Source organism: Citrobacter sp. R4 (assembly GCF_026719175.1).
GTDB lineage: Bacteria > Pseudomonadota > Gammaproteobacteria > Enterobacterales > Enterobacteriaceae > Citrobacter_A > Citrobacter_A sedlakii.
In genome coordinates this window covers 1-19,989 of record NZ_JAPPSU010000014.1, presented here as the reverse complement: position 1 = coordinate 19,989, position 19,989 = coordinate 1, and the positions used below count along the sequence as shown (strand labels likewise).

At 57.0% G+C, this 19,989-nt stretch carries 19 protein-coding genes; 14 read left to right on the top strand and 5 right to left on the bottom strand.

Annotated elements, in window-relative coordinates:
- Positions 1 to 133 precede the first annotated feature (133 nt).
- From OOJ60_RS21095 to OOJ60_RS21075, 5 genes are all read left to right on the top strand, one after another.
- On the top strand, positions 134 to 1,849 hold the full coding sequence (locus tag OOJ60_RS21095; RefSeq protein ID WP_200035975.1) for a solute:sodium symporter family transporter: 1,716 nt from the start codon (positions 134 to 136) through the stop codon (positions 1,847 to 1,849).
- Complete coding sequence (locus OOJ60_RS21090) at positions 1,846 to 3,339, top strand: sulfatase-like hydrolase/transferase (protein ID WP_205613138.1); 1,494 nt, start codon at positions 1,846 to 1,848, stop codon at positions 3,337 to 3,339. Before OOJ60_RS21095 ends, OOJ60_RS21090 begins: the two co-directional genes overlap by 4 nt.
- A gap of 101 nt (positions 3,340 to 3,440) precedes the next feature.
- A complete protein-coding gene (locus OOJ60_RS21085) occupies positions 3,441 to 3,788 on the top strand; it encodes a YidH family protein (protein ID WP_042287198.1) in 348 nt (115 codons plus the stop codon).
- Entirely contained in the window at positions 3,778 to 4,140 is a 363-nt protein-coding gene (locus OOJ60_RS21080) for a DUF202 domain-containing protein (protein WP_060569974.1), read from the top strand. Before OOJ60_RS21085 ends, OOJ60_RS21080 begins: the two co-directional genes overlap by 11 nt.
- A complete protein-coding gene (locus tag OOJ60_RS21075) occupies positions 4,137 to 5,249 on the top strand; it encodes an anaerobic sulfatase maturase (protein ID WP_199957828.1) in 1,113 nt (370 codons plus the stop codon). The genes OOJ60_RS21080 and OOJ60_RS21075 overlap by 4 nt, the downstream gene beginning before the upstream one ends.
- Positions 5,250 to 5,301: 52 nt before the next feature.
- On the opposite strand, the gene dsdA is transcribed toward OOJ60_RS21075, so the two are convergent.
- Positions 5,302 to 6,624, bottom strand: a complete 1,323-nt coding sequence (dsdA, locus tag OOJ60_RS21070; RefSeq protein WP_200035972.1) for a D-serine ammonia-lyase — start codon at positions 6,622 to 6,624, stop codon at positions 5,302 to 5,304.
- A gap of 17 nt (positions 6,625 to 6,641) precedes the next feature.
- Complete coding sequence (gene dsdX / locus OOJ60_RS21065; protein ID WP_200035971.1) at positions 6,642 to 7,979, bottom strand: D-serine transporter DsdX; 1,338 nt, start codon at positions 7,977 to 7,979, stop codon at positions 6,642 to 6,644.
- Positions 7,980 to 8,205: 226 nt separating this feature from the next.
- On the opposite strand from dsdX, the gene dsdC reads away from it, so the two are divergent.
- The gene (gene dsdC, locus OOJ60_RS21060) at positions 8,206 to 9,135 is read left to right on the top strand and encodes a DNA-binding transcriptional regulator DsdC (RefSeq protein ID WP_042287184.1); all 930 of its coding nucleotides are present in this window, start codon (positions 8,206 to 8,208) and stop codon (positions 9,133 to 9,135) included.
- A gap of 16 nt (positions 9,136 to 9,151) precedes the next feature.
- Here the strand turns inward: dsdC and emrD are convergent, their stop codons facing one another.
- The 3 genes from emrD to tisB all read right to left on the bottom strand — a co-directional run bounded on the left by emrD (position 9,152) and on the right by tisB (position 11,616).
- Positions 9,152 to 10,336, bottom strand: a complete 1,185-nt coding sequence (gene emrD, locus OOJ60_RS21055; RefSeq protein WP_205613137.1) for a multidrug efflux MFS transporter EmrD — start codon at positions 10,334 to 10,336, stop codon at positions 9,152 to 9,154.
- 231 nt (positions 10,337 to 10,567) lie between these two features.
- On the bottom strand, positions 10,568 to 11,401 hold the full coding sequence (locus tag OOJ60_RS21050; protein WP_060569979.1) for a DMT family transporter: 834 nt from the start codon (positions 11,399 to 11,401) through the stop codon (positions 10,568 to 10,570).
- 125 nt (positions 11,402 to 11,526) lie between these two features.
- Positions 11,527 to 11,616: a type I toxin-antitoxin system toxin TisB gene (tisB, locus tag OOJ60_RS21045; protein WP_042287176.1), complete on the bottom strand. Its 90-nt coding sequence runs from the start codon at positions 11,614 to 11,616 to the stop codon at positions 11,527 to 11,529.
- Positions 11,617 to 12,140: 524 nt separating this feature from the next.
- On the opposite strand from tisB, the gene ivbL reads away from it, so the two are divergent.
- The 8 genes from ivbL to OOJ60_RS21005 all read left to right on the top strand — a co-directional run.
- The gene (gene ivbL / locus OOJ60_RS21040; RefSeq protein ID WP_042287173.1) at positions 12,141 to 12,239 is read left to right on the top strand and encodes an ilvB operon leader peptide IvbL; all 99 of its coding nucleotides are present in this window, start codon (positions 12,141 to 12,143) and stop codon (positions 12,237 to 12,239) included.
- Positions 12,240 to 12,344: 105 nt separating this feature from the next.
- Entirely contained in the window at positions 12,345 to 14,039 is a 1,695-nt protein-coding gene (ilvB, locus tag OOJ60_RS21035; protein WP_042287169.1) for an acetolactate synthase large subunit, read from the top strand.
- A gap of 3 nt (positions 14,040 to 14,042) precedes the next feature.
- Entirely contained in the window at positions 14,043 to 14,333 is a 291-nt protein-coding gene (ilvN, locus tag OOJ60_RS21030) for an acetolactate synthase small subunit (RefSeq protein ID WP_012908032.1), read from the top strand.
- A gap of 77 nt (positions 14,334 to 14,410) precedes the next feature.
- Positions 14,411 to 15,004 carry a transcriptional regulator UhpA gene (gene uhpA / locus OOJ60_RS21025; protein ID WP_042287167.1) on the top strand — a complete coding sequence of 198 codons (594 nt, stop codon included), beginning with the start codon at positions 14,411 to 14,413 and terminating at the stop codon, positions 15,002 to 15,004.
- The gene (gene uhpB / locus OOJ60_RS21020; protein ID WP_200035967.1) at positions 15,001 to 16,503 is read left to right on the top strand and encodes a signal transduction histidine-protein kinase/phosphatase UhpB; all 1,503 of its coding nucleotides are present in this window, start codon (positions 15,001 to 15,003) and stop codon (positions 16,501 to 16,503) included. Before uhpA ends, uhpB begins: the two co-directional genes overlap by 4 nt.
- Positions 16,504 to 16,512: 9 nt before the next feature.
- Positions 16,513 to 17,841 (top strand): MFS transporter, encoded by a 1,329-nt coding sequence (locus tag OOJ60_RS21015; protein WP_205613136.1) that lies wholly within the window; start codon positions 16,513 to 16,515, stop codon positions 17,839 to 17,841.
- Positions 17,842 to 17,973: 132 nt separating this feature from the next.
- Positions 17,974 to 19,365, top strand: a complete 1,392-nt coding sequence (gene uhpT, locus OOJ60_RS21010; protein ID WP_181822302.1) for a hexose-6-phosphate:phosphate antiporter — start codon at positions 17,974 to 17,976, stop codon at positions 19,363 to 19,365.
- Positions 19,366 to 19,550: 185 nt separating this feature from the next.
- Positions 19,551 to 19,989: DUF6531 domain-containing protein (locus OOJ60_RS21005; protein WP_268077694.1), on the top strand; the 439-nt coding region annotated here is incomplete at its 3' end.

The window sequence follows — 19,989 nt, the reverse complement described above, 5'->3', positions numbered from 1 at the left end:
TGAACATAACAGAAAAGGATCCGTTCAGGGATATGACGTATGTACTTTAAGAAATCTGACTGCCTGAACCGGCCTGTTATTGCTCTTCCCTACACCGAGCGCGCCGGGACATAAACACTAAAAGGGCTAAGAGATGAATACGCTACAAATTTTGAGCTTTGTCGGCTTTACGCTGTTGGTGGCGGCGATCACCTGGTGGAAAGTACGCAAAACGGATACCGGTTCGCAACAGGGATATTTTCTGGCGGGGCGTTCGCTGAAAGCGCCGGTTATCGCCGCGTCGTTAATGCTGACCAACCTGTCCACCGAACAGTTGGTGGGCCTTTCTGGCCAGGCGTACAAGAGCGGGATGTCGGTCATGGGATGGGAAGTGACGTCCGCTGTTACCTTAATTTTCCTCGCGCTGATCTTCCTGCCGCGTTATCTCCAGCGCGGCATCGCGACCATTCCTGATTTTCTTGAAGAGCGCTATGACAAAACGACGCGCATTATTATTGACTTCTGCTTTCTGATTGCGACTGGCGTCTGTTTTCTGCCGATCGTGTTGTATTCCGGCGCGCTGGCGTTAAACAGCCTGTTTCATATCAGCGAATCGCTGCAAATATCCCACGGCGCGGCGATCTGGCTGTTGGTTATTTTACTCGGGCTGGCGGGGATTATTTACGCGGTTATCGGCGGTCTGCGGGCAATGGCGGTGGCCGACTCTATCAACGGTATCGGTCTGGTGATTGGCGGTCTGTTAGTGCCCATATTTGGCTTAATGGCCATGGGGAAAGGCAGTTTTTTACAGGGTATTGAACAGCTCACTACCGTGCATGCGGAAAAATTAAACTCCATTGGCGGGGCGAACGATCCGTTGCCCATTGGCGCGGCGTTTACCGGCCTGATTCTGGTAAACACTTTTTACTGGTGCACAAATCAGGGCATTGTGCAGCGCACGCTGGCGTCGAAAAGCCTGGCGGAAGGGCAAAAAGGGGCGTTATTAACCGCCGTACTGAAAATGCTCGACCCGCTGGTGCTGGTATTGCCGGGATTGATTGCGTTTCACCTGTATCAGGATTTACCTAAAGCGGATATGGCGTACCCGACGCTGGTGAATAATGTGTTGCCGGTTCCGCTGGTGGGTTTTTTTGGCGCGGTATTATTTGGTGCGGTGATCAGCACCTTCAACGGTTTTCTTAATAGCGCCAGCACGTTATTCAGCATGGGCATTTATCGCCGCATCATCAACCCGCAGGCGCAACCAGACCAGCTTGTGCGCGTCGGACGTAAATTCGGCTTTTTCATCGCCATTATTTCCGTTCTGGTGGCGCCGTGGATCGCCAACGCGCCGGAAGGGCTTTACAGCTGGATGAAACAGCTTAACGGCATCTATAACGTACCGCTGGTGACGATTATTATCATGGGCTTTTTCTTCCCGCGGATTCCTGCCCTGGCGGCAAAAGTGGCGATGGCGCTGGGAATTGTCAGTTATATCACCATCAACTATCTGGTGAAGTTTGATTTTCACTTCCTCTATGTCCTGGCCTGTACCTTCTGCATCAATGTTTTCGTCATGCTCATCATCGGCGCGATCAAACCGCGCGCCACGCCGTTCAGGTTTCAGGACGCGTTTGCGGTGGACATGCAACCGTGGAAAAACGCGAAGATCGCCTCCGTTGGCATCCTGTCCGCCATGATTGGCGTCTATTCCGGCCTCGCGCAGTTTGGTGGTTATTCTACCCGCTGGCTGACCATTCTCAGTTACGGCATAACAGCGCTGGTCATTTTTTATTTGATCTACAGCAGTTGGCAGACCCGCCGTTCTGCCGCTGCGACCTGTGTCCCTGACGCTAAGGAAAACGCATGACCCGGCCTAACTTTCTGTTCATCATGACCGACACTCAGGCAACCAATATGGTTGGGTGTTACAGCGGTAAGCCGCTGAACACGCATCATATTGACCAGCTGGCCGCCGAAGGTATCCGCTTCAATTCCGCCTTTACCTGTTCGCCGGTGTGCACGCCCGCCCGCGCGGGACTGTTTACCGGCATCTACGCCAATCAGTCCGGACCGTGGACGAACAATGTCGCGCCGGGGAAAAATATCTCCACGATGGGGCGTTATTTTAAAGATGCGGGCTACCACACCTGTTATATCGGGAAATGGCACCTTGACGGGCACGACTATTTTGGGACTGGCGAATGCCCGCCGGAATGGGACGCTGACTACTGGTACGACGGGGCGAATTACCTGGCGGAACTGAGTGAGAAAGAGATCGCCTTGTGGCGTAACGGCCTGAACAGCATAGACGATTTACAGGCCAACAACATTGATGAGACGTTTACCTGGGCGTATCGCATCAGCAACCGGGCGGTGGATTTTCTTCACCAGCCCGCCCGCGCTGACGAGCCATTTTTGATGGTTGTCTCCTACGACGAACCGCACCATCCGTTTACCTGCCCGGTAGCGTATTTGCAGAAATATCAGGATTTTTATTACGAACTGGGGGCGAAAGCGCGCGATACGCTGGCAAACAAGCCTGAACATCATCGCTTGTGGTCCCAGGCGATGCCCTCGCCGGTGGGCGAAGACGGGCGCTATCATCATCCGCTCTATTTTGCCTGCAACGACTTTGTTGACGATCAGATCGGACGGGTCATTAATGCTTTAACGCCGGAGCAAAGGGAAAATACCTGGGTGATCTACACGTCCGATCATGGCGAAATGATGGGCGCGCATCGGCTGATCAGTAAAGGGGCGGCGATGTACGATGACATCACGCGCATACCGCTGATCATCCGTTCGCCACAGGGCGAGCGCCGCCAGGTGGATACGCCGGTCAGCCATATCGATCTGCTGCCGACCCTGATGGCGCTGGCGGGTATGGATAAGCCGGATATTCTGCCGGGTGAAAATATTCTGGCCGCGCATTCGCCGCGCGGCGTGATGGTGGAGTTCAACCGCTACGAAATTGAACACGACAGCTTTGGCGGGTTTATTCCGGTGCGCTGCTGGGTGACGGAGGAATACAAGCTGGTGCTTAACCTGTTCACTACTGATGAACTCTATGACCGGAAAAACGATGCGGATGAGTTAAATAACCTGATCGATGACCCCGGTTTCACTGAGGTTCGCAACGCGATGCACGATGCGCTACTGGATTATATGGACAAAATCCGCGATCCGTTTCGAACGTACCAGTGGAGTCTGCGCCCGTGGCGCAAAGACGCGCAGCCGCGCTGGATGGGCGCTTTCCGCCCGCGTCCTGAAGACGGTTATTCGCCGGTTGTACGTGATTACGATACCGGTTTGCCCACTCAGGGCGTGAAAGTGGAGGAGAAAAAACAGAAGTTCTGACTACAATGTTTGCTTGCCCGGCCTGCGTTTCCGCATACCCGTAGGCCGAATAAGGCGTCAGCCGCCCCGGCGCCAGGCAATATTGATGAAAAGGAGTCCTGATGAAGATTTCCCGCCTTGGAGAAGCGCCGGACTACCGCTTCTCGCTGGCAAACGAGCGTACATTTCTGGCGTGGATCCGCACCGCGCTGGGTTTTCTGGCGGCAGGCGTCGGTCTCGACCAGCTCGCGCCGGATTTCGCCACGCCGGTGATTCGTGAACTGTTGGCGCTACTGCTGTGCCTGTTTTCGGGCGGTCTGGCGATTTACGGCTATCTTCGCTGGTTACGTAACGAAAAGGCGATGCGCCTGAAAGAAGATCTACCCTACACGCATAGCTTACTGATTATCAGCCTGATTTTGATGGTTGTGGCGGCGATCGTTATCGCGCTGGTGCTGTATGCCGGATAGCCGGAAAGCGCGGCGGATTGCCGACCCCGGGTTACAGCCTGAACGCACATCGCTGGCCTGGTTTCGCACACTGCTGGGCTATGGCGCGTTGATGGCGCTGGCGGTCAAACACAACTGGCATCAGGCCGGATTTCTGTTCTGGGTCTCCATCGCGGTGCTGGCGGTGGTCGCGATTATCCTCTGGCGCTATACCCTGAATCGTAACCTGATGGACGTGACGCACCCGGATTTTTCGCAATCCAGAGCAGTGCGTGACAAATTTATGATCTCCCTCGCGGTGTTATCCCTCGCAATACTGTTTGCTGTTACGCACATTCGCCAACTTATTGCCTTTATCGGGAATTTCGCATGACAGGATGTCAGGTCATGGCCAAGCCGGCCAGTTCACGTTGTAACCTTGATTGTCGTTACTGTTTTTATATCGATAAACCCACCCAGCCAGTGATGGATGACGCCACGCTCACGGCGTTTATCCAGCAACATATTGCTGCGCAGCCGGGGCCGGAGGTGCTGTTTGCCTGGCAGGGCGGCGAACCGACCCTTTGTGGCCTGGATTTTTTCCACCGCGTCGTTGCCTTACAAAAACTGTACGGCGAGGGGAAACAGATCCGCAACGCCTTCCAGACAAATGGCATAGTACTTAATGACGACTGGTGCCGTTTTCTGCATGACAACGGCTGGCTGGTTGGACTGTCGCTGGATGGTCCGGCGGCGCTGCACGACGCGTATCGCGTGAGCCGAAGCGGGTGCCCAACCCATCATAACGTCATCAACGCACTGGAGAAGCTTGTCGCGCATCGCGTCGCGTTCAACCTGTTGGTGGTGGTCAATCGGCTCAACAGCCAGCAGCCGGAGGAAATGTATCGTTATCTTCGTCAGCTCGGCACGCCGTTTTTGCAGTTTATTCCGTTGGTGGAATATGACGAAACCGGCGCGTTGAGCGCAGAGTCCGTCGAGCCGCGGGCGTGGGGGGATTTTTTGAGCCGCGTGTTTGACCTCTGGGTGCGGGAAGATATTGGCCGCGTCTATATCCAGCTTTTCGATTCGACGCTGGGCGTATGGTGCGGCTACCCGTCACAGATGTGTGCGTTAAGTAAAACCTGCGGTCATGCGTTTGCGCTGGAGGCGAATGGCGATCTGTATCAGTGCGACCATTACGTTTATCCGCAGTATCTGTTAGGTAATATTCATCACACGTTATTGAAAGTCATCAATGAGATGCCTCAGGTGGAGGCATTTGGTCGCAGTAAAAACACCACCCTGACCGCAACCTGTCAGCGCTGCGTCTGGCTAAAATTCTGCCATGGCGACTGTCCTAAACATCGGGATGCCTCAGGAAAAAGCCCGCTGTGCGCGGGCTACAGAGCCTTTTTTTCCCATACTGCGCCATATATGCGGGTGATGCGCGACCTCATTAAAAGGCATCGCTCACCGATGGAACTGATGGCGATGCTGCGCTAAGTGGCGGCAGACCGGTTACGCACTGCGCCATCCGGCCTGTTTCAACAGGAAACTAACGCCCTTTCGCAAGGTATTGCGCCATTTCCGCTTCCGGCACCATGCCGCCGCCGGTTGCCCAGACCACATGCGTCGCGCTGGCGAGCTGAGACGGCGTAAAACGGTGCATTCGCGAGTAGTCCGCCGAGGCGCAGACGCGTTGCGGCCCGGCCATACCCGCCAGTGCTGACGGTTCCAGACGGATATTTTCTTCCTGCGCCAGCCAGCCCAGCATGTCGTACATGGTCTGATCGTCGAGGGTATATAGCCCGTCCAGCAGGCGCTCCATGGCCCGGCCAACAAATCCTGAGGCGCGTCCCACGGCCAGCCCGTCAGCGGCGGTCACGTTATCAATCCCAATGTCCTGCACCGAGAGCGCGTCATGCAGGCCGGTATACACGCCGAGCAGCATACACGGCGAATGGGTTGGTTCGGCGAAAAAGCAGTGAACATGGTCGCCGAAGGCCAGTTTAAGACCAAATGCCACCCCGCCAGGACCGCCGCCCACGCCGCACGGCAGATAGACAAACAGCGGATGCGCGGCGTCTACCACGCGCCCCTGTTTTTCAAACTGCGCCTTCAGACGCTGCCCGGCCACCGCATAGCCTAAAAACAGCGTGCGCGAGTTTTCATCGTCGATAAAGAAGCAGTTCGGGTCGGCCTCCGCCGCCTTGCGCCCCTGCTCCACCGCCACGCCGTAATCCTCTTCATACTCAACCACGGTAACGCCGTGGCTGCGCAGTTTAGCCTTTTTCCACGCGCGGGCGTCAGCGGACATATGCACGGTGACCTTAAAGCCGATGCGGGCGCTCATAATACCGATCGACAGCCCGAGATTGCCTGTTGAACCTACCGCAATACTGTACTGGCTGAAAAAGGCTTTGAACTCCGGACTGAGAAGCGCGCTGTAATCATCTTCGGTGGTCAACAGACCGGCTTCCAGCGCCAGTTTCTCTGCGTGAGTCAGCACTTCATAAATGCCGCCACGGGCTTTAATGGAGCCGGAGATTGGCAGATGACTGTCTTTTTTGAGCAAGATTTCGCCGCTGATGGCCTGTCCATACTCTTTTTCCAGCCGTTGTTGCATTGCCGGAATCGCCACCACGTCAGATTCAATAATCCCGCCGCTAACAGCGGTTTCCGGAAAGGCTTTCGCGAGATACGGCGCGAAGCGGGCCAGCCGGGCGTGCGCACCTTTAACGTCGGCTTCCGTTAACCCCACGTAGGGTAAACCTTCTGCAAGAGAGGTCGTGGCAGGGTTAAACCAGGTGGTTTCTTTCAGCGCCACCAGATCCTCTACCAGGGGATAACGGGTCATGAGTTGTTGAATGTTTTCCATAGTACGTCTCTTTGCATTCAGATGATAAAGGAAAGCAGGAATGTGCAGGCCAGCGCAATGACCGAGGCGATAAATGTCGCGGTCGTATAATATTTGAACGTTTCATTCAGCGATGCGCCACAATACTGCTTCACCAGCCAGAAGAGGGAATCGGTCACGATCGTGCAGCCAATGGCGCCGGAACCGATGGCAATGGCGATGATCTCAGGACTTACGTTGGGATAGAGCGGCAGCATCGGGGCGACAATCGCCGTTGCCCCCATCATCGCGACGGTGGCGGAACCGACCGCGGCATGAAGAATCAACGCCACCAGCCAGGCCAGCAGAATCGGATGCATATCCATGTTCGAGAGGATCACCGCCAGCGTATCCGCCAGTCCGCTACTTTTAAGGATCGCGTTAAACGCGCCGCCAGCACCGATAATCAGCAGGATATTGGCAATCGAACCGAAGCCGTTTTCGGTGTGGGTCAACATCGTGCCCATGCTCATCTGCTGGCGCAGGCCAAGAATGTAATAAGCCACAAAGACGGCGATGAACATGGCGGTAATTGGGTTGCCGATAAACTCCAGCAGCGTATACAACGTGCTGCCTTTGGCCATGTTTAACTCTGCGACGGTTTTCAGCAGCATCAGGCCAATGGGCAGCAACACGGTAAACAGCGTTGCGCCTAAAGACGGCAGCGTACTTTCTTCGCGCACCTTAAGGTCGGAAAACTCGGCCGGTACTGCCTTAAACGGCAGGCGGTTGCCGAGAAACTTCAGGAACAGCGGCCCGCCAACCAGCGACGCCATCAACCCTACCAGCAGGCCGTAAACGATCACCGAACCGATATCCGCGCCCAGTTTATTCGCCACAAACAGGGCGGCCGGGTGCGGCGGCACCACGCAGTGGACGGCCATCAGCGCGGTACAAAGCGGAATGGCGAGCTTAAGCAGCGAGGTATTGGTTTTCTTCGCAATAGAGAACGCCAGCGGAATGAGCAGCACCACGCCCACTTCCACAAACAGGGTGATCCCGCAGATCAGCCCCACCAGCACCATAATGACGTCGGCGGAGAGCCAGCGGCAACGCTGGAGCGTCAACCCGATGCGTTCCGCCGCGCCGGAAACTTCCATCATTTTGCCAAGAATGGTGCCAAGCCCGATAACTGCGGCGAGGAAGCCCAGCGTACCGCCGATCCCGCTTTCAACGGCATTGACCATGTCCAGCGGTCCCATGCCCATCATGGTTCCCACGAAGAAGCTGGCGAGCAACAGCGCCAGAAACGGGTGGAATTTGAATTTCACGATGGTCAATACAATTAACACGATGCTTACCAGCAGCGTGCTCACAACCCAGATTTGAGAGTGCATATCTCACCTTGCCCTGTGATTTACCTGCTTCCATTGGACGAAAAAACAGCACGCGCTGACAAACGATATAAATACGCTTTCACATGAACCAGATTGAACCAAACAGGTGATATATGTCGAAAAAAGAGGCGTAATTGCGATCTGATTCACTGTAGTTCATCTTAGTGCTGAATTTTTGCGCGCGATTTTTTACACTTTGTCAGGGATTGTTTTTACTGAGGCATCGATGGAACCTGTTCGCGACGTACGCAACCAGCTACTGAACGGCTGGCAGCTCTCTAAACTCTACACTTTCGAAGTGGCGGCCCGGCATCAGTCGTTTGCCCTGGCGGCCGACGAACTCTCGCTCACGCCGAGCGCCATCAGCCATCGCATTAACCAACTGGAAGAGGAACTGGGGATTCAGCTGTTCGTGCGGTCGCACCGTAAGGTTGAGCTGACCCATGAAGGCAAGCGGGTATTCTGGGCGCTGAAGTCATCACTGGATACGCTGAACCAGGAAATACTCGATATTAAGAATCAGGAATTGTCCGGGACCCTTACCGTCTATTCGCGACCATCCATTGCGCAATGCTGGCTGGTACCCGCGCTGGGCGACTTTACCCGACGTTATCCCTCCATTTCCCTGACGATCCTGACCGGAAACGATAACGTCAATTTACAGCGGGCCGGGGTTGACCTGGCGATCTACTTCGACGACGCGCCGTCTGCACAGTTGGCGCACCATTTTTTAATGGATGAGGCCATTCTGCCGGTCTGCAGCCCGGACTATGCGCGCCGTTTCGCGTTGGAGGGACGGCTGGCAAATCTGCGTCACTGTACGCTGCTGCACGATCGTCAGGCGTGGAGCAACGATTCGGGAACCGACGAGTGGTACAGCTGGGCGCAGCATTTTGAGGTGAATTTGCCGCAATCGTCAGGGATTGGCTTCGATCGTTCGGATTTAGCGGTGATTGCCGCAATGAATCATATTGGCGTGGCGATGGGGCGTAAGCGGTTGGTGCAGAAACGTCTGGAGAGTGGTGAGCTGGTCGCCCCATTCGGTGAAATGGCCTTAACCTGTCATCAACATTATTACATGACAACGCTGCCCGGCAGGCAGTGGCCGAAAATCGAGGCGTTTATCGGCTGGTTACACGAACAGGCCGGACGCTAAGCCCGGCCTGCCAGGGTTAAATGGCCTGTCCCTGATGCGACAGGCGGGACGCCAGCGGCAACCAGCAAAGTAAAATCAGCAGTCCCATCAAAGACATTAACAGACCGAGACTGCCCTGGCCGGTTTGCGGCAGCATCGCCGAAAGCCAGGCCAGCACGCCGGAGCCGATATTTTGCAGGCCGCCGACCAGTGCGCCCGCCGTCCCGGCGAGAAACGGAAACGGCTCCATTGCGCCGCTGGTCGCCAGCGGGAACAGCATTCCTGCGCCAAAGAAAAACAGCGCAGCGGGGATCAACAGCGTCCAGACATTCATCACGCCGAACCAGCCGGGGACCCACATCATCAGTCCCGCCAGCAGACAGCTAATCACTGACTGCCACATCAGTGTGGAAAAGCGCTTATTCGGCCGACCGGCAAACCACGCGCCGAAAAACGCCGCCGGAATCGGCAGGATAAACAGAATGCTGACCACCATGCTGTTCAGGCCGAGTACGGCGCCCATCAGCACGCCGGAACAGGCTTCAAATACCGCAATCCCGGCCAGACCGCCAATCAGCATCAGCAGATAACAGTTAAACGCGCCGTTGCCGAACAGGGTTTTATAGCTGACGATAAGTCGCGTGCGTGGCGCACCCGCCGGGCGCGTTTCCGGCATCCAGCGCGCCATGCTGAAGGTGACGCCCGCGCAAAGCACCAGCAGGAAAACGTAACAGGCGCGCCAGTTCCACATTGTATCCAGCAGGCCGCCGAGCAGGGGAGCCAGCAGCGGGCTGACCAGAATCCCCATATTCAGCAGACTGTTGGCGTGGCGCAGTTGCGTGCCTTCGTACAGGTCACGCGGCAGGGTACGCGCCATCACGCCGCCGACGCCGGTACCCATCCCCTGTAGCGCGCTGGCGGCAATGAGTACCGTCAGGTTATGGGTGGTAATGGCAACAAGGGTGGCGAGCATAAAAATTGACATCCCGACGAGGATCACCGGGCGACGGCCCACACGGTCAGACAGGGGACCATAGATCAGTTGCGACACACCGTAAGTCAGAAGATAGGCCGCCATTACGCTCTGAACGGCCCCTTCCCGGACGTTCAGATCCCGCGCCATATCGGCGATGGCGGGGATATAAATGGTTTGCGCCATCTGACCTACCGCCACAAGTAGTACCAACATCAACAACAAATTGACGCTTCTCTGCCTTTTCATTTCGCTGATTACTTTTCAAAAAGAGAAAAAATAAGAATAAGGTGCTGTGCATTCCCATAAATGCGAGTGAAATCTACCACACAAAACGCAGAAGGCCAGTGAGCAGGCAGGAATGAAAAACAGCTGAACGGCAGGAAATGTAAACAAATAGCGGCAATAAATGTTGCCGGAATGAATCAGGTTACATCGCTGTCGGATAAGGCGTAAGCGCCGCCACGCGACTGTCACGCTTCACGACAGACGCAGTAAAATCGCCCCGGCGGCAATGCCTCCGGCGGCTACCAGCCGCAGTCCGGCGACTCGCTCTTTCAGCAGAAGCCAGGCGATCAGCGCGCCAAACAGAATGGAGGTTTCCCGCAGCGCGGCGACCACCGCCAGCGGCGCCTGGGTCATTGCCCACAGCGCCAGGCCATAGGAGCCCATGGTGCCGATACCGCCAAAAATCCCTTTTTTCCAGTGCTGTGCCAGATAGCGCGACGCTTCGCGACGCCGGGCAAGCATTGCCCAGCCGAGCAGACACGAACCGTTGAGGAAAAAGGTCCACAGCGTATAGCCCAGCGCGGTTTCCGACAGCCTGACGCCGGTACCGTCTACCAGCGTGTATCCGGCAATGAAACAGGCGTTAATCAGTGCGAGCACAATGCCCTGCTGCGAGCTGGCGCGACCGTTAAAAGCCATGCCGAGGATTGCCAGGCAGATCACCGCAATACCCGTCCACGCCAGTGACGACAGACTGTCCCCCAGAAACAACACGCTGATAACCGCGACCAGTAACGGCGCAGTGCCGCGCATCAGCGGGTAGGTTTGGCTCATGTCCGAAACCTGATACGTCCGCGCGACCAGCACGGTGTAAATGACCTGCAGGGCGGTTGAAGCGGCTAAAAACGGGATGCTGGCGCTTGAGGGCTGCGGCGCGAAAGGCAGGAAGATTAACGCCATGATGGCGGCCGATCCGCTGACGCTGATAGCGGCATACAGCTTATCGTTTCCGGCTTTCACAATGGCGTTCCAGCTGGCATGCAGCAGTGCGGCGAACAGCAAAATACAGAAAACGGAAAGGGTCATGGCTCAGGCATCGTCAGGGAGTGTCATAAAAACGTAACATAACCAGCGGACGCACGCATCCGGGGAAAGCGCCATGTGAAAGGGGAGCGGTTGCCCGCTCCCCTTTGGTGCGACTTGAATCTGAATTACTTGTAATATTTCAGAACGGCATCAAGCAGTTGCATAACTGCAACAATGAGTTTCAGGATAAGAATGGTGATATCCACGAGGCTCATACGCGTCTCCTTATGGTAAAAGGAGCACGGTGCTGACGTGCCTTTCCGCCGCCTGTTGCCAGCACCTTCGTTGACATAACACAGTGTGCTCTCTGGGGGGGTTAAGGCGCTGACGGCACCACCCGTTTCAGCCAGGACTTCATTGCGCCGGTTAACGATGCGGCCCCACCTGACACACTGTGTACTGAGTTATTATAGATAAATACTGTATGGATGAACAGTAATTTATGGACAGATTTAATCTTCTGATCCATACTCAAAAACGTCAAAATTCGCGCCGAAATTGCGTGTTCCTCACAGAACGCGTATACTTTTGCTGTTGACATAACACAGTGTGCTTTGCGGTCACCAACCGCATTACGCTGAAAAAACCTCGCTCCGGCGGGGTTTTTTGTTTTTAGCGTTTTTTTCCCTGAAACGTGATCGTTGACGCATTTTCAAGCAGATGAAATTTTTTCCATTGTCTCGCTTAAAAAGCTGTGCTTGTATAAATCCAGTTAATGAATAAACAGACAAGGCCCCTAATGACCCCTTTCATGCTGACTGCGACCCTACTAAACACTGCGCCATCTCGCGCAGCGGTCGTCGTGCGTGTGGTGGTGGTCGTCGGCAATGCGCCGTAGGGTCCGGAACAACACACGATTCCAAAACCCCGCCGGCGCAAACCGGGCGGGGTTTTTCGTTTAGAGACCTGCCCGGCGCCCCGGCCAAGAAAAAAGGACTGGAGCATGGCAAGTTCGGGCACAACAGCAACATCCACGCGTAAGCGCTTTACCGGCGCGGAATTTATCGTTCATTTTCTGGAGCGACAGGGTATTCAGATTGTCACCGGTATTCCCGGCGGGTCGATACTCCCCGTCTACGACGCCTTAAGCCAGAGCACGCAAATTCGTCATATTCTGGCGCGTCATGAGCAAGGGGCGGGTTTTATCGCCCAGGGCATGGCGCGTACCGACGGCAAACCCGCCGTTTGTATGGCCTGTAGCGGGCCTGGCGCAACCAACCTGGTGACCGCTATCGCCGATGCGCGTCTGGACTCTATCCCGCTGGTTTGCATCACCGGCCAGGTTCCGGCGTCGATGATTGGCACCGACGCCTTCCAGGAAGTCGACACCTACGGCATTTCTATCCCCATCACAAAACACAACTATCTGGTCAGACATATCGATGAATTACCGCAGGTGATGAGCGACGCCTTTCGCCTTGCTCAGTCAGGTCGTCCTGGCCCGGTGTGGATAGACATACCTAAGGACGTCCAGACCGCAGTTTTTGAGATCGACGCGATGCCCGCTCCGGCGGAGAAAATGGCGGCGCCAGCCTTTAGCGAGCAGAGCGTGCGCGACGCGGCGGCAATGATTAACGCGGCGAAGCGTCCGGTGCTGTATCTCGGCGGCGGCGTGATTAACGCCCCCGAGCGGGTACGCCAACTGGCGGAAAAAGCGCAGTTGCCGACCACCATGACGCTGATGGCGCTGGGCATGTTGCCGAAGGCGCATCCGTTGTCGCTGGGTATGCTGGGGATGCACGGCGCGCGCAGTACCAACTACATCCTGCAGGAGGCCGATCTGCTGGTGGTGCTGGGCGCGCGTTTTGATGACCGGGCGATTGGCAAAACCGAACAGTTCTGCCCGAACGCCAGAATTATTCACGTGGATATCGACCGCGCCGAGCTGGGCAAAATCAAGCAGCCGCACGTGGCTATTCAGGCGGACGTGGACGAGGTACTGACACAGTTAATTCCGCAGATTGAGGCGCAGCCGCGCACGGAGTGGCATCAGCTGGTGCGCGATCTGCAGCGCGAGTTCCCGTGTACCATTCCGCAGGAAAGCGATCCGCTCAGCCACTACGGGTTGATTAACGCCGTAGCCGCCTGCGTGGATGACAACGCGATTATTACCACCGATGTGGGGCAGCACCAGATGTGGGCGGCGCAGGCGTATCCGCTGAACCGTCCGCGCCAGTGGCTGACCTCCGGCGGTCTGGGCACCATGGGCTTTGGCCTGCCCGCGGCGATTGGCGCGGCGCTGGCGAACCCGGACAAAAAAGTGCTGTGCTTCTCCGGCGACGGTAGCCTGATGATGAACATTCAGGAGATGGCGACCGCCAGCGAAAACCAACTGGATGTGAAAATCATCCTGATGAATAACGAAGCGCTGGGGCTGGTGCATCAGCAGCAGAGCCTGTTTTACAAGCAGGGTGTGTTTGCCGCCACTTATCCGGGAATGATTAACTTTATGCAGATTGCCGCCGGGTTTGGTCTGGAAACCTGCGATTTAAATAACGAAGCCGACCCGCAGGCGGCGCTGCAGGCGATTATCAGCCGTCCGGGTCCGGCGCTGATCCACGTGCGTATTGATGCAGAAGAAAAAGTGTATCCGATGGTACCGCCGGGCGCGGCCAATACTGAGATGGTGGGGGAATAAGCCATGCAGAAACAATCACATGAAAACGTTATTCTGGAACTCACCGTCCGTAACCACCCCGGCGTCATGACGCACGTCTGTGGGTTGTTCGCCCGTCGCGCGTTTAACGTGGAAGGGATCCTCTGCCTGCCGATTCAGGGCAGCGACCAAAGCCGCATCTGGCTACTGGTGAACGATGATCAACGTCTTGAGCAGATGATCGCCCAGATCGACAAGCTAGAAGATGTGGCGAAAGTGGTGCGCAACCAGTCCGATCCCACCATGTTTAACAAAATTGCGGTATTCTTCGAATAAATCGCTCATTGCTTGAACACCCGCGCGCTTATCGTTAAGGTAAGCGCGTTTTTTTATCCGCCCGCCAGGAACGCGCTATGACCACCATCGCCCTTATCGACGACCATCTTATCGTCCGCTCTGGATTCGCCCAGCTTCTGAACCTTGAGCCTGATTTTCAGGTGGTGGCTGAGTTTGGTTCCGGGCGTGAAGCGCTTGCTGGCCTGCCGGGGCGCGGCGTGCAGGTGTGTATCTGCGACATCTCAATGCCTGACGTTTCCGGGCTGGCGTTGCTGAGTCAACTGCCAAAAGGCATGGCGACCATCATGCTTTCGGTACATGACAGCCCGGCGCTGGTGGAGCAGGCGCTAAACGCCGGCGCACGGGGATTTCTTTCCAAACGTTGCAGCCCGGACGAGCTGATTGCCGCTGTGCATACGGTTGCGACCGGCGGCTGCTATCTGACCCCGGATATCGCCATCAAGCTGGCTGCGGGCAGGCAGGATCCGCTGACAAAACGCGAGCGTCAGGTGGCGGAAAAACTGGCGCAAGGGATGGCGGTCAAAGAGATTGCCGCCGAGCTGGGCCTCTCGCCTAAAACGGTGCACGTGCATCGCGCGAATCTGATGGAAAAACTGGGCGTTAACAATGACGTTGAGCTGGCGCGCAGAATGTTTGACGGCTGGCAATGAACACGCATCTTTCCCGATTTATCACCGTAATCGCCTGCTTTTTTATCTTCTCCGCCGCCTGGTTTTGCCTGTGGAGCATCAGCCTGCATCTGGTGGAGCGCCCTGAGCTGGCGGTGCTGCTGTTCCCCTTCGGCCTGCGCCTGGGGTTGATGTTGCAATGCCCGCGCGGCTACTGGCCGGTGCTGCTTGGCGCGGAGTGGCTGCTGGTTCTCTGGCTGGCGCAGGAAGTGGCGCTGGCGCACCCGATATTATTGATGATCGGCAGTGCGCTAACGCTGATACCGGTGGCGCTGATCTCCCGTTACCGTCACCAGCGCGACTGGCGCACATTGTTGCTACAGGGGGCCGCTCTCACCGCAGCGGCGCTGTTGCAGTCCTTGCCCTGGCTTGGGCAGGGAGAGCAGGCGTGGAACGCCCTGCTGCTGACGCTCACCGGCGGCTTAACGCTGGCCCCCATCTGTCTGGTGTTCTGGCATTATCTCACCAGCGCCATCTGGCTGCCGCTTGGTCCGGCGCTGGTTTCGCAGCCGGTAAACTGGCGCGCCCGGCATCTCATCTGGTATCTGCTGCTGTTTGTGGTCAGCCTGTGGCTACAGCTTGGTCTGCCCGCTGAATTATCGCGCTTCACGCCGTTTTGTCTGGCGCTGCCGATCATCGCGCTGGCCTGGCACTACGGCTGGCAGGGAGCATTGATTGCGACGCTGATGAACGCCATCGCGCTGATCGCCAGCCAGACCTGGCACGATCATCCGGTGGATTTACTGCTTTCACTGCTGGCGCAAAGCCTCACCGGACTGCTGCTTGGCGCAGGGATCCAACGCTTGCGCGAGCTGAACCAGTCGCTGCAAAACGAACTGGCGCGCAACCACCGTCTGGCGGAACGGCTGCTGGAAACTGAAGAAAGCGTACGCCGGGAGGTGGCGCGCGAGCTGCACGATGACATCGGTCAGACCGTTACCGCCATTCGCACCCAGGCCGGTATCGTTCAGCGACTGGCGGGAGATAACGGCGGCGCGAAGCAGAGCGGGCAGTTGATCGAACAGCTGTCGCTCGGCGTGTACGATTCGGTACGTTGTCTGCTGGGGCGGCTGCGCCCGCGTCAGTTGGACGATCTTACGCTTGAACAGGCCATACGTTCTTTGATGCGTGAAATGGAGCTGGAAAGCCGCGGCATCATCAGCCATCTCGACTGGCGGATAGACGAGTCTGCGCTCAGCGAAAGCCAGCGGGTGACGCTGTTCCGCGTCTGTCAGGAAGGGCTGAACAATATCGTCAAACATGCCAGCGCCAGCGCGGTCACGATACAGGGCTGGCAGCAGGACGAGCGCCTGATGCTGGTGATTGAAGATGATGGCTGCGGCCTGCCGCCGGGCTCCGGTCAGCAGGGATTTGGCCTGACTGGTATGCGGGAACGCGTGACGGCGCTCGGCGGTTCGCTCTCTATTTCCTGTACTCACGGCACGCGCGTCAGCGTTTCGTTGCCGCAGCGTTATGCCTAAGGAGCGGCGATGTTTCAGTTTTTAAAGGCCCCGGCCAGCGCGCCGTTGATGACCGATAAACAGGAAATTGATGCCCGCTACCGCTACTGGCGACGGCATATCCTGTTAACCATCTGGCTTGGCTATGCGTTGTTTTATTTTACCCGTAAGAGCTTTAATGCCGCCGTGCCGGAGATCCTCGCCAGCGGCGTGCTGACCCGCAGCGATATCGGTCTGCTGGCGACGCTGTTTTATATCACCTACGGTCTGTCGAAGTTTGTGTCGGGTGTCGTCAGCGACCGCTCGAACGCGAGATACTTTATGGGGGCAGGACTTATCGCCACTGGCGTGGTGAATATTCTTTTCGGCTTTTCCTCCTCGCTGTGGGCGTTTGCGCTACTGTGGGCGCTGAACGCCTTTTTCCAGGGATGGGGCGCGCCGGTGTGCGCGCGTTTGCTCACCGCCTGGTACTCGCGCAACGAGCGCGGCGGCTGGTGGGCTATCTGGAATACTGCACACAACGTCGGCGGCGCGCTGATCCCCATCGTGATGGCCGCCACCGCGCTGCACTACGGTTGGCGGGCGGGGATGATGATTGCCGGAACGTTGGCGATTGCCGTCGGCATTGTGCTGTGCTGGCGGCTGCGCGACCGCCCCCAGGCCGTGGGTCTACCGCCCGTGGGCGACTGGCGGCACGATGCGCTGGAGATTGCCCAGCAGCAGGAGGGCGCAGGCCTTAACCGTAAAGCGATCCTCACCAAATACGTGCTGCTTAACCCGTACATCTGGCTGCTGTCGCTCTGTTATGTGCTGGTGTACGTGGTGCGCGCGGCCATCAACGACTGGGGCAACCTGTATATGTCCGAGACGCTGGATGTGGATCTGGTGACCGCCAACTCGGCGGTGACCATGTTCGAGCTGGGCGGATTTATCGGCGCGCTGGTGGCGGGCTGGGGCTCGGACAAACTGTTCAATGGCAACCGTGGCCCGATGAACCTCATTTTTGCCGCCGGGATCCTGCTTTCCGTCGGCTCGCTGTGGCTGATGCCGTTCGCCAGCTACGTGATGCAGGCGGCGTGCTTCTTCACCACAGGCTTTTTCGTTTTTGGCCCACAAATGCTAATCGGCATGGCGGCGGCGGAGTGTTCGCACAAAGAGGCGGCGGGCGCGGCCACCGGCTTTGTCGGGCTGTTTGCCTATCTTGGCGCCTCGCTCTCCGGCTGGCCGCTGGCGCAGGTGCTGGAGATCTGGCACTGGACGGGATTCTTTGTGGTGATTAGCGTGGCATCAGGCATTTCTGCACTCTTGCTGCTGCCATTTTTAAACGCACAGGCGCCGCGCATGGTCAGCGAAGCGTGATGTACCTCACCTTTTCACCGCAAACGGGACAAAACTAAGACATTTTCCCGGTTTTACCTGGACGCTGTCTCAGGCATCTCTCCCGGCTGATTTTTACAATGCGGTAAAAATCAGCTCAGGAGTAAACCAACCATGCTGGCCTTTCTGAATCAGGTGCGCAAGCCGACCCTGGATCTGCCGCTCGATGTGCGGCGTAAGATGTGGTTCAAACCGTTCATGCAGTCTTATCTGGTGGTCTTTATCGGCTACCTGACCATGTACCTGATCCGCAAAAACTTTAACATCGCCCAGAACGACATGATCTCGACCTACGGGCTGAGCATGACGCAACTGGGGATGATTGGCCTCGGCTTCTCCATCACCTATGGGGTGGGGAAAACGCTGGTTTCTTATTATGCTGACGGTAAGAATACCAAGCAGTTCCTGCCGTTTATGCTGATCCTCTCGGCGATCTGTATGCTCGGCTTCAGCGCCAGCATGGGCAGTGGCTCTGTCAGCCTGTTCCTGATGATCGCCTTCTACGCCCTGAGCGGTTTCTTCCAGAGTACCGGCGGGTCGTGCAGCTACTCCACCATTACCAAATGGACCCCGCGGCGCAAGCGCGGCACCTTCCTTGGCTTCTGGAACATCTCTCATAACCTCGGCGGCGCGGGCGCGGCTGGCGTGGCGCTGTTCGGCGCGAACGTCCTGTTCGACGGCCACGTGATCGGTATGTTTATCTTTCCGTCGGTTATCGCCTTGATTGTCGGCTTTATCGGCCTGCGCTTCGGCAGCGATTCCCCGGAATCTTACGGTCTCGGCAAAGCCGAAGAGCTGTTCGGCGAGGAGATCAGCGAAGAGGACAAAGAGACCGAAGAGAACGAGATGTCCAAATGGCAGATCTTTGTTGAATACGTGCTGAAAAACAAAGTGATCTGGCTGCTGTGCTTCTCGAATATCTTCCTGTACGTCGTGCGCATCGGCATCGACCAGTGGTCAACCGTGTATGCTTTCCAGGAGCTGAAGCTCTCGAAAGAGGTGGCGATTCAGGGCTTTACCCTGTTCGAAGTGGGCGCGCTGGTCGGCACGCTGCTGTGGGGCTGGCTCTCGGATCTCGCCAACGGCCGTCGCGCGCTGGTGGCGTGTATCGCGCTGGCGCTGATTATCGCCACGCTCGGCGTATACCAGCACGCCAGCAACCAGTATGTCTACCTGGCGTCCCTGTTTGCGCTCGGCTTCCTCGTCTTTGGCCCGCAGCTGCTGATTGGCGTGGCGGCGGTCGGCTTCGTGCCGAAAAAAGCGATCGGCGCAGCCGATGGGATCAAAGGCACCTTCGCCTACCTGATCGGCGACAGCTTCGCCAAGCTGGGCCTGGGGATGATCGCCGACGGCACGCCGATTTTCGGCCTCACCGGCTGGGCGGGCACTTTCGCGGCGCTGGATGCGGCAGCGATTGGCTGTATCGTCCTGATGGCGATGGTGGCGGTGCTGGAAGAACGTAAGATCCGCCGTGAAAATCGTGCCCAGAAATTAAAAGTAGCCTGAGTGTGCAGGTAACTTCTTTGCCCGGTGTGGGATGCCGGGCTTTTTTTATTATTATCCTAAACGTTTTCTTAATTTAATGTCGGTTATGCACTGGTCTCTTCTTTGTATTTGAATGCAGGCGTAAGGTACAGACCTGTTTTTAACTGACAGATCTAATTTCTGTCTCTATGCATAAGGACATTGCATTGAGCGGCAAACCGGCTGCCCGCATGGGCGACATGACGAAGTACGGCGGGCCCATCGTTCAGGGCTCAGCGGGCGTGTTTATCGGCGCGCCCACCGGCGTGGCCTGCTCGGTGTGTCCCGGCGGCAGAACCTCCGGCAGCCCGGTGAACCCGCTGCTGGGGGCCAAAGTCCTGCCCGGCGAGACCGATATTGCGCTGCCGGGGCCGTTGCCGTTTATGCTCACCCGCGCATACAGTAGCTACCGGACGAAAACCCCTGCGCCGTCGGGCATATTCGGCCCCGGCTGGAAAGCCCCCTTCGATATCCGCCTGCAGCTTCGCGATGAGGAACTTATTCTCAACGATAACGGCGGGCGCAGTATTCACTTTGAGCCGCTGATGCCCGGAGAAACCGCCTTCAGCCGCAGTGAGTCGTTCTGGCTGGCCCGTGGCGGCGTGG